General features: G+C 74.9%; 8 protein-coding genes. 4 read left to right on the top strand and 4 right to left on the bottom strand.

Annotated elements, in window-relative coordinates; genetic code table 11:
* Positions 1-180 precede the first annotated feature (180 nt).
* A complete protein-coding gene (locus ACIG3E_RS35795; RefSeq protein WP_399624282.1) occupies positions 181-822 on the bottom strand; it encodes a TetR/AcrR family transcriptional regulator in 642 nt (213 codons plus the stop codon).
* Positions 823-980: 158 nt separating this feature from the next.
* Here ACIG3E_RS35795 and ACIG3E_RS35790 point away from each other — a divergent pair, with 158 nt between their 5' ends.
* Together ACIG3E_RS35790 and ACIG3E_RS35785 are read left to right on the top strand one after the other, a co-directional pair.
* Positions 981-1,877 (top strand): phosphatase PAP2 family protein, encoded by an 897-nt coding sequence (locus tag ACIG3E_RS35790; RefSeq protein WP_399624280.1) that lies wholly within the window; start codon positions 981-983, stop codon positions 1,875-1,877.
* Entirely contained in the window at positions 1,874-2,794 is a 921-nt protein-coding gene (locus ACIG3E_RS35785) for a DMT family transporter (RefSeq protein ID WP_399624278.1), read from the top strand. Before ACIG3E_RS35790 ends, ACIG3E_RS35785 begins: the two co-directional genes overlap by 4 nt.
* Before the next feature lie 77 nt (positions 2,795-2,871).
* Here the strand turns inward: ACIG3E_RS35785 and ACIG3E_RS35780 are convergent, their stop codons facing one another.
* From ACIG3E_RS35780 to ACIG3E_RS35770, 3 genes are all read right to left on the bottom strand, one after another.
* Positions 2,872-3,768, bottom strand: coding sequence for a phospholipid scramblase-related protein (locus ACIG3E_RS35780; RefSeq protein ID WP_399624276.1), 897 nt, complete (start codon positions 3,766-3,768; stop codon positions 2,872-2,874).
* Between the two features lie 71 nt (positions 3,769-3,839).
* Positions 3,840-5,942, bottom strand: coding sequence for a valine--tRNA ligase (gene valS, locus ACIG3E_RS35775; protein ID WP_399624274.1), 2,103 nt, complete (start codon positions 5,940-5,942; stop codon positions 3,840-3,842).
* Between the two features lie 152 nt (positions 5,943-6,094).
* Entirely contained in the window at positions 6,095-8,152 is a 2,058-nt protein-coding gene (locus ACIG3E_RS35770; protein WP_399624272.1) for a phosphocholine-specific phospholipase C, read from the bottom strand.
* A 252-nt stretch (positions 8,153-8,404) separates the two neighbouring features.
* On the opposite strand from ACIG3E_RS35770, the gene ACIG3E_RS35765 reads away from it, so the two are divergent.
* The gene (locus tag ACIG3E_RS35765) at positions 8,405-9,325 is read left to right on the top strand and encodes a zinc-binding alcohol dehydrogenase family protein (RefSeq protein WP_399624270.1); all 921 of its coding nucleotides are present in this window, start codon (positions 8,405-8,407) and stop codon (positions 9,323-9,325) included.
* Complete coding sequence (locus tag ACIG3E_RS35760; RefSeq protein WP_399624269.1) at positions 9,322-10,068, top strand: GNAT family N-acetyltransferase; 747 nt, start codon at positions 9,322-9,324, stop codon at positions 10,066-10,068. The genes ACIG3E_RS35765 and ACIG3E_RS35760 overlap by 4 nt, the downstream gene beginning before the upstream one ends.
* The last annotated feature ends 1 nt before the right edge of the window (position 10,069 follow it).

Here is a 10,069-nt window from a genome sequence, read left to right as displayed (position 1 = left end):
TAGCACCCGCCCCGCCGGGGGGGCCGCGGGCGAACGCCCGCGCGCGGGGGGCCCACACCCCCCCCGGGGGGGGCCCCCCCCCCCCCCCCCCCCCGGCGGTGGTGGCGCGCCGCCCCCGTCCCCACGGTGCGGCGCGGGCGGGCCCCGGTCCGGTCATCCCTCGGCCCCGGGCCCACGCTTTCAGTCGGCCGCGGCGGTACCCGCGAGACCGAGGACCGGCAGCAGCACCGCGTCCACGAACCGCGTCAGATACTCCGCGTCCGCGTTCTTGCCCTCCAGCATCGGCCGCACCCGCAGCACGCCGAAGAGCTGCGCGGCCACGAACTCCGTCGCCGGATGGTCCGCGGGCAGCTCGCCGCGGTCGACGCCCCGTCGGAGGATGGCGTCGATCGCCTGCGCCTCCGGCTCCACGAGCGCCTCGCGCAGCGCCCGCTGGAGGTCCTCGTCCTGCTGGACGGCGTGGCTGAGCGCCTGCACCAGCATCGTGTCGCGCTCGCTCCAGGCCGCGGCCGAGCGCGCCGCCTCCCGCAGGTCACCGGCGACGGAGCCGGTGTCGATGCCCGCGAACCGCACACAGCGGTTGGCGCGCAGCGCGGCGGCCACGAACTGGGGCTTCGTCTTCCACTGGCGGTAGAGCGTGGACTTGCTGCACCGGGTGGCGGCGGCGACGCCCTCCATGGTCACGGCCTCGTACCCGCACTCGCGGAGCTGCTCGAGGACGGCGTCGTAGAACTCCTGCTCGCGCTCGGGCGTGAGCTTGGAGCGGCGCGAGGCGGACGCCTGGCCGCACCCGTGCTCACGTACCGGTTCCCGCGACGTCATGGCTCTTCACTCCTCGGTGGGGCGGCTCGCCGTGGCCACCTTATCGATACGCCAGTGTACCGGTACGCTTCCGTATCGGTACACTGGCGTATCGATGTGCGCGTTCAGGGGTGCCCACATCACCGCACCACCCAGTCGTCACGTAAAGGGGCCGGGGCATGGAAGCCCGCGAATCCCGCACCGAGGCCGCCGCAGGGGAGCCCGGGATACCCCCGGGGCCGCCGGGGGCAGCCACCGCACCGCCGGTCGCGGCGGCCGAGCGCGCCGCCGCCCGACCGCCCCTCGTCCGCGAGCTCCTCCTCGTCGTGGGGCTCTTCCTCGTCTACAAGTTCGGCAGGCAGCTCGCGAACGGCCACACCGGCGAGGCGCTCCGCAACGCGCACCGCGTCTGGGACGCCGAGCGGACCCTGCGGCTGCCCGGCGAGGGCCTCGTCCAGGACGCGCTGCTGCACGGCGACGGCCTCGTACAGGTGGCGAACAGCTACTACGCGGCCGTGCACTTCCCGGCGACGCTGCTCTTCCTGGTGTGGCTGTATCTGCGCCGACCGCGGCACTACGTGTGGGCGCGGCGCGTCCTCGCCGTGCTCACCGCCGCGGCGCTCGCGCTGCACCTCGGCTTCCCGCTCGCGCCGCCCCGGCTGCTGCCCGCGGCCCACCTCGTGGACACCGCGCAGGTCTACGGTCCTTCCGTGTACGCGGCCAAGCCCGCGGCCGACACCATGGCCAACCAGTTCGCGGCCATGCCGTCGCTGCACTTCGGCTGGGCCCTGATGCTGGCGATCGGCCTGATCGCGGCGACCAGCTCCCGCTGGCGCTGGCTGTGGCTGCTGCACCCGCTGGTCACGCTCCTGGTGATCGTCGGGACCGCCAACCACTACTGGCTCGACGCGCTCGCGGCCGCCGCGCTGCTCGGCATCGCGCTGGCCGTCGTCCGGCCGCCGCGCCCGGCGCGTTCCCGGGTGGTACGCCGCTGGGTGCCCGCCCCCGCTCCCGATCCAGCCCCCGCCCCCGAACCCGTCGGCTCCGAACCCGTCGGCTCCGGAGCCGGGCGGTGAGCGCCACCCTGCTGGCCGTCGCGCTCTCCCTGGTGTCGGCCGTCGCGTACGCCGCCGCGGCCGTGGCCCAGGAGCGCCTGGCCGCGCGCCTCACGGACAGCGGGCCCCGGGTGCTCGGGCTGCTCGGCAGCGGGGCGTGGTGGGCCTCGGTCGGACTCAACGCCTCCGCCGCGCTGCTGCACGTCGCGGCCCTGAAGTACGGGCCGCTCACGCTGGTGCAGCCGCTCGGCGCGCTCACCCTGGTCGCCGCCGTGCCGCTGGGCGCACGCCTGGCCGGGCGGCGCGTCACCCGCCTGGAGTGGCGCGGCACGGGGCTCACCCTGATCGGCCTGGGCGCGCTGCTGCTCACCGCCTCGGGCCCGGCGCCCGACGACACCCTGACCCTGCCGGAGGCCGTGACGGTCGCCGCGGTGACGGCCGCCGTCATCGGGATGCTCTCCCGGCGCGGCGCCCGCCCCGGGCTGCGGCACGCGACGGCGTCCGGCTTCGCCTCGGGCGTCGCCTCCGCGCTCACGCAGACCGTGACGGTCGCGGCGACCGACACCTCCGGGCCGCTGTTCAGCGCGCGGGTCGTGGTCGTGGCGCTGCTCGTCGCGGCGTTCGCCGTGGGCGGTCTCTTCCTCTCGCAGACGGCGTACCGCGGTGGCCTGGGCGCGCCGCTCGCCGTGGTCACGCTCGCCAATCCGGTGGCCGCGTCCGCGATCGGCGTCGCGCTGCTCGGCGAGCGGCTGCGGGGCGGCGCGGGCGGAATCCTCCTCGCCGCGGCGGGCGCGGCGCTCGCCGCGTACGGGGTGGTGCTCCTGACCCGGTCGCCGCGCTCCCCCGCGCCCGTCGCCGGGTCACTGCCGTCGATCCCGGGCCAGCCGGAACCCGCGGAGGCGCGGTCGGCGAAGGCCCTGTCCGCGCGGCGCGGATAACGCCTCCCCTACGCGCGGCGGCGGCCGCGCTCCCGCCAAGGGGAGCGCGGCCGCCGCCGTACGTACACGGGTGCGCGTCAGCCGAGGCCGCGCGAGTCCTGCTTGAGGGCCGTGTCGACGGTCAGGGCCGTCGCCACCACCAGGCTCAGGAGCGGCTCCGGGAGCTGGAAGTGGATCTGGAGGACGTAGTTGTCCGCCGTGGTGAACATCGTCTTGGCGAGGCCTTCCCAGGTCTTGGTGATCCGGGCCACCTCGTTGTCGGTGTGGTCGACGATCGAGAAGTTCCAGGCGCGCCAGTTCTCCGCCTTGATGGCACCGACCTGCTGGCCGTTGGCCATCATCGCGAAGTTGATCTTCCCGAAGACGTTCTGCTGGACGATCTCGCCGACCTGCTGGCCGTCCGGGCGCTCCACGACGACCCGCGACTTCATGAACTTGCGGGGGCGGGTCAGGCGCAGCTGCGGCTGGCCGTGGACGTCGCGGATCTCCAGCGTGTGCGTCATGAACTGATCGAGGCTGGAGACGAAGCGGGCGACCTTCTTGAGCGCGCTCTGGTCGACCTGGGTGACCGAGCCGAGCTGGTTGCCCGCCTGGTCCATGACCTTGTACTCGTTGGTCAGCTCGATGAGCTTGGCCTTCTGGTTCACCACCAGGACCGGCTCGGTGAACAGGGTGCCGCCGCCCTGCGCGGTCGGCGTGATGCCCGCCTGCTGCTGGACCTGGCGCTGGACCTTCGCCGGGTCGGCCGCCGGGGCCGCCTGCTGCGGCGCGGCGAAGGGCGTCTGCTCGGCGACGGCCTGGGCCGGGGCGGACGCCGCCTGGCCCGCCTGGGAGGGGACCTGCTGGCCGGGCGTGCCCTGCTGGGCCGCCGTGGTGTGGTCGGTCCACTGCGCGCCGTCCCACCAGCGGAGCAGCTGGGAGGCGCCCTGGGGATCCGGGTACCAGCCTGCAGGAGTGTTCGATTGCGTTGTCACCCGGGCACACTACCCCGCCCCCCTGTGGGCTCCGCCAGCCCCGCGTTCCGCTCAGTGGAACTCAGCGGAACTCAGTGGAACGGTGTGAGCAGCACCTCCACCCGCAGCTCCCCGTCGGCCTCGCGTGCCGCCACCGTCCCCACCCGCCCCGCCGCCCGGACGTCCCGCTCCGCGAGGGCGAAGCGGCCGAGCGTCTCGCGCGGGGCCCACAGCTCGACGGCCGCGACCTCGGCCCGCAGGGAGAGGCGGGCGAGGGACTTGGCCTTGCGGACGTGCGCGATGACCTCACCGGCCGTCGCGAGGACCGTCGGGTCCGCGTCCCCGGCGAGCTCCCGCAGCGCGTCGGCCGACGGCCACGCGGCCCGGTGGACGCTGCCGTCCGCGTACCAGGACCTGACCTCCTCGGTGACGAAGGGCAGGACGGGCGCGAGCAGCCGCACCACCGTGTCCAGGGCGGTGTGCAGCGTCGCCCGGGCCGAGTCGCGCGCCGCCGCGCCGCCGTGGTCGCCGTACGCGCGGGCCTTGACCAGCTCCACGTAGCCGTCGCAGAAGCGCCAGAAGAACCGTTCGGCGCTCTCCAGGGCGCGGGCGTGGTCGAAGGCGTCGAAGGCGGCCGTGGTCTCCTCGACGGCCGTGGCGAGCTCGGCGAGCAGGGCGCGATCGAGCGGCTCGGTCACCGCGGCGGCGCCCGGGTCGGCGCCGATGCCGAGCACGAACTTCCCGACGTTGAGGAGCTTCGTCGCGAGCCGCCGCCCGATCTTCATCCGGCCGACGTCGAAGGCGGTGTCCGTGCCGGGGCGCGCGCTCGCCGCCCAGTAGCGCACCGCGTCGGAGCCGTGCCGGTCGAGCAGGTCCGTGGGCGTGACGGTGTTGCCCTGGGACTTCGACATCTTCTTGCGGTCGGGGTCGAGGATCCAGCCGGAGATCGCGGCGTGCCGCCACGGCAGGGTGCCGTGCCCCGCGTGGGCGCGCACGACCGTGGCGAACAGCCAGGTGCGGATGATCTCGTGGGCCTGCGGGCGCAGGTCCATCGGGAAGACCCCGGCGAACAACTCCGGGTCGGTCAGCCGCCGCCCGGCGATCTGCGGCGTGAGCGACGAGGTGGCCCAGGTGTCCATGACGTCGGGGTCGCCGGTGAAGCCGTGCGGCTCGCCGCGCTGGTGCTCCGCGTAGCCGGGCGGGGTCTGCGCGCTGGGGTCGACGGGCAGCGCGGCCGCGTCTGGGACGATCGGGCGGGTGTGGTCGGGGCGGCCGTCGCCGTCGAGCGGGTACCACAGCGGGACGGGGACGCCGAAGAACCGCTGGCGGCTGATCAGCCAGTCGCCGTTGAGGCCGCCGACCCAGGCGTCGTAGCGGACCTTCATGTGCGGCGGGTGCCACTGGAGCTCCGCGCCGCGCGCGAGGAGCGCGGCGCGCAGCCGCTCGTCCCGGCCGCCGTTGCGCACGTACCACTGGCGGGTGGTGACGATCTCCAGGGGCTTGTCGCCCTTCTCGAAGAACTTCACCGCGTGCGTGACGGGGCGGGGCTCGCCGCGCAGTGCGCCGTCGGCGCGCAGCAGCGCGACGACGCGCTCCCGCGCGGTGTGCGCGGTGGCGCCCGCCAGTTCCGCGTACGCGGCGCGGGCCTCCGGCGAGGTCAGACCGCTCGGCGCGGTCGCGAGGAAGCGGCCGTCCCAGCCGATGACCGGGCGCGTGGCGAGCCGCAGTTCGCGCCACCAGGTGACGTCCGTGGTGTCGCCGAAGGTGCACACCATCGCGATGCCCGTGCCCTTGTCGGGCGCCGCCAGGTGGTGGGCGACGACGGGGACCTCGACGCCGAACAGCGGGGTGCGCACGCAGGTGCCGACCAGGTCGCGGTACCGCTCGTCGTCCGGGTGCGCGACGAGGGCGACGCAGGCGGGCAGGAGTTCGGGCCGGGTGGTGTCGACGAGGACCGTGGCGCCCTCGGGGCCGTGGAAGCCGATCCGGTGGTACGCGCCCGGCCGCTCCCTGTCCTCCAGCTCGGCCTGCGCGACGGCCGTGCGGAAGGTGACGTCCCACAGCGTGGGCGCCTCGGCCGGGTAGGCGTCGCCGCGCGCCAGCTCGTCGAGGAAGGCACGCTGCGCGGCCTCGCGGGTGTGGAACGGTTCTCGGGGCCTCGCGGCGGCGCGCCCCGGGCCCACCCCTTCCCGCACCGGGGGCTGCCGCCCCCGTACCCCCGCTTTATCGGCGCTTCGCGCCTCGTCCTCAAACGCCGGACGGGCTGGAGTGGTCCGGCTCACCCGCCCCCGGACGGAGGCGGGTGAGCCGGGAACATCCCGCGAGGCAGCGGCGGATCAGTCGGAGGTCAGGTTGTCGCGAGGCCCGGGTCGCTCACTCCGGGCTCGCCGGTCTCCACGTGTCCGGCCAGGCGTCGCAGGAAGCCCGGGTCCGTGTCGGTGAGGACCGTCAGGTCGTACCAGCGCTTGCTGGCGCGCAGGTCGACCGTGTGGTGGACGGTCGCTCCTGGCGCGACCCGGACGGTGTCCTTGCGGCCTCCGTAGGCGTTCGTGACCGTGAGGGAGCAGGTCACGGCACCGGCGTTGGTGAACGTCAGCCGGATGTTGCCGGTGGTGCGGTCGTGGCGGGCGGTGACCTCGGGCCCCGCCTTCTTGCCGGGGCCCTTGAAGGTGCGCAGGAACCCGTTGGGGCCGTGGACGGACAGGTCGTGGCTGCCGCCCGAGTACGCCGAGTTCCAGGCGTCGGAGAGCGTCTTCCCGGCCTCGGTGGTGTACGTCCAGGGCCCGTCGCCGCGGTTGCCGGAGCGGACGTGGAAGCAGACGCCCGCCGCGTCCCCGCCGCCGAAGGTGAGCCGCAGCTTGCCGTCGGCGGGCGTCGCGAGGCCGTCGACCAGCGGCGCGTACGGCAGCGGGCGGGTGCGCCGGGAGCCGGGCTCCTGCTTCGGCAGGGCCGGGCTCGCGGGTGCCTTCGGGTAGTAGTCGGGGTGGCGCGCGTGGTCCGGCGGCGCGTAGCGGGAGGTGTCGGGCAGCGCGGCCGGGGCGGTGTCCCGGCCCGCGAAGTCGAACGCGGCGGTCAGGTCGCCGCAGACGGCCCGGCGCCACGGCGAGATGTTCGGCTCGCGCACGCCGAAGCGCCGCTCCATGAAGCGGATGATCGACGTGTGGTCGAACACCTGCGAGCAGACGAACCCGCCGGTGCTCCACGGCGAGACGACGAGCATCGGCACGCGCTGGCCGAGGCCGTAGTGCCCGGCGGCGTACTGGGCGTTGCCGGGGAAGTGGTCCAGCGCGGTGGCGACGGTGGACAGGCCCTGGTTCGCCGAGGAGGGGACGTAGGGCGGCACGACGTGGTCGAAGTATCCGTCGTTCTCGTCGTACGTGATGAACAGGGCGGTCTTCGCCCACACCTCGGGGTTGGCGGTGAGCGCGTCCAGGACCCGCGCGATGTACCAGGCGCCGTAGTTCACGGGCCAGTTGGGGTGCTCGCTGAACGCCTCCGGGGCGGCGATCCAGGAGATCCGCGGCAGCCGGTCCGCCTTGACGTCGGCCTTCAGGATGTCGAAGTAGCCGTCGCCCGCCTTGACGTTCGTGCCGGTGCGGGCCTTGGTGTGGAGGGGGTCGCCGGGCTTGGCGCTGCGGAAGGTGTTGAAGTACAGCAGGGAGTTGTCGCCGTAGTTGCCGCGGTAGGCGTCCTCGATCCAGCCCCACTTGCCCGCCGCGTCCAGGCCGTCGCCCACGTCCTGGTAGACCTTCCAGGAGACCCCGGCCTTCTCCAGGCGCTCGGCGTAGGTGGTCCAGCCGTAGCCCGCCTCCTGGTTGCCGAGGACGGGGCCGCCGCCGGTGCCGTCGTTGCCGACGTGCCCGGTGAGCATGTAGTAGCGGTTGGGGTCGGTGGCCCCCATGAACGAGCAGTGGTAGGCGTCGCAGACGGTGAAGGCGTCGGCGAGCGCGTAGTGGAAGGGGATGTCCCCGCGCGTGAGGTACGCCATGGCCCGCTCGGACTTGGCGGGGATCCACTGGTCGTACGCGCCGTTGTTGAACGCCCGGTGGCCGCCCGCCCAGTCGTGGTCGAGCCCGGCGATGAACCGCATGCCCAGGTCGTCCGCGTCCGGGTGGAACGGAAGGACCTCCTTGGCGCCGCTCTTCTGGTGCCACACCGGCTTGCCGCCGGGCAGCGTCACCCGGCGGGGGTCGCCGAAGCCGCGCACGCCCTTGAGGGTGCCGAAGTAGTGGTCGAAGGAACGGTTCTCCTGCATGAGGACGACGATGTGCTCCACGTCCTCGATGGAGCCGGAGCGGCGCCGGGCGGGCAGGGACGCGGCGCGGCCGATGCTCTCGGAGAGCGCGGAGAACGCGGCGGTGCCGCCGGCGAGTTGCAGGAACCGGCGCCGGTTGAGTTCGGGCATGGGAAAGGGACCTCACGTGACGTGGGGGGCGTGGGCGCATGCAGTGTGCCAAGGGAGCCAGGCTGACGGAAGGGGTGGTCGGTGCGGTGACCGCCGCGTGACCGGAAGGCCAACGTTGCGGCCCCGTGAACACTCCGCAGCCGGGGAATGCCGCACGGCGGCCCGGCCTTGTGATCGTTGGTGCGGTGCCCGGGCGGTGCCCCGGCGGTGCCCGGCACCGCCCGACCCGTCGCAGGAGGAAGCGAGGAGCGCATGGCCAAGGCGTATGTGTACACCCGGCACGGCGGACCCGAGGTGGAGGCCCTCATCGACCGGGAGCCGCCGCGGCCGGGCCCGGGACAGCTGCTCGTGGCCGTACGGGCCGCGGGCGTCAACCCCGTCGACCACAAGCTGCGCGGCGGCTACCGCAGGCCGGGCCAGGCGCCCGCCGAACTGCCGGAGGTCCTGGGCAGCGAGGCGGCGGGCGTCGTGGCGGAGGTGGGCCCGGACGTCACCGGGTTCGCCGTCGGGGACCGGGTGTTCGGGTCCACGCTGACCGGCGGGTACGCCGAGTACACGCTGCTTCCGGTGGCGGTCGCCGCGCACAAGCCGGAGGGCCTCTCGTTCGCCGAGGCGGCGGCCCTGCCCGTCGCCGCCGCGACCGCGTACGACGGCGTCCGCCAGCTCGCCCTGCCCGCCGGGGCCACGCTCCTGGTCACGGGCGTCGGCGGCGGGGTCGGCGGCTTCGTGGCGCGGCTCGCCCGCCACGAGGGGCTGCGCGTCATCGGCACCGCGAGCGACGCCAAGAAGGAGTACGTCGAGTCGCTCGGCGTCATCCACGTCGCGCCGGGAGAGGACCTCGTGGAGCGGGTCCGGGCCCTGGCGCCGGACGGCGTCGACGGCGTCTTCGACCTGGTCGGCGGCGACCACCTGCGGACCGTCGCCGAGCTCGTGGCGGACCGCACGAAGCTGATCACCGCGGGCGGCAAGGGCATCGTCGGCGAACTGGGCGGCTCCCCCGTCGCCCGGGCCCGCACCGCCGAGGTCCTGGACGCGGTGGCCGCGCTCGCCGCGGCGGACGTGCTGCGCCCTGACATCACGGCCGTCTATCCGCTGCCGCGGGCGGGCGAGGCCCTGCGGTCCGTCGAGTCGGGGCACGCGCGCGGCAAGGTCGTGATCGAGGTCGGGCCGTGACGGGCGGCGCGCATCCCCTGGACAACCCCGGGCTCGCCTCCCTGACCGGCCCGCACGCCCGGTTCGCCGAGCGGCGCGGGCGCGTGCTGCGCTACCCCGTGGACGTCTCGCCCTGGCTCGGCCTGCCCGCCGAGCCGGACGCGGCGGACTGGGCGGACCTGGCCGCCTTCGCCGGGGCCGACGGGTCGGTGCCGCTGCCCGGCGTCGCCGCCCGGGTGCCCGCGGGCTGGGAGCTCACCTTCGACGTGGCGGGCGTGCAGCTCGTCGGCGAGAGTGTGGCGGCCGCGCCCGACGCCGACGCGGTGCGGCTCGGGCCCGCCGACGTGCCCGAGATGCTCGACCTCGTCGCGCGCACCCGGCCGGGCCCCTTCCTGCCCCGCACCGTCGAACTCGGCACGTATCTGGGCCTGCGGGAGGGCGGCGTGCTCGTCGCGATGGCCGGGGAGCGGCTGCGGCCGCCGGGGTTCACGGAGATCAGCGCGGTCTGCACCGACCCGGCGTACCGGGGGCGCGGGCTCGCCGCGCGGCTCGTGCGCGCCGTCGCCCACGGCATCCGGGAGCGCGGTGACACGCCCTTCCTGCACACTGCGGCACGGAACACCGGGGCGATCCGCCTGTACGAGGCCCTCGGCTTCGAGCTGCGGCGCACCCTCGCGTTCCGGGCGGCGCGGCCACCGCTCAAGGTGGCGGTGGCGGCGGACGCGGCGGCCGAAAATGGGAGGACGGCCGTCCGGTCCGGTTGAT

It is taken from the genome of Streptomyces sp. NPDC053474 (genome assembly GCF_044544845.1).
Lineage (GTDB): Bacteria > Actinomycetota > Actinomycetes > Streptomycetales > Streptomycetaceae > Streptomyces.
Note: the sequence above shows the minus strand (reverse complement) of the source record. Positions and strands in the feature narration are given on the sequence as shown.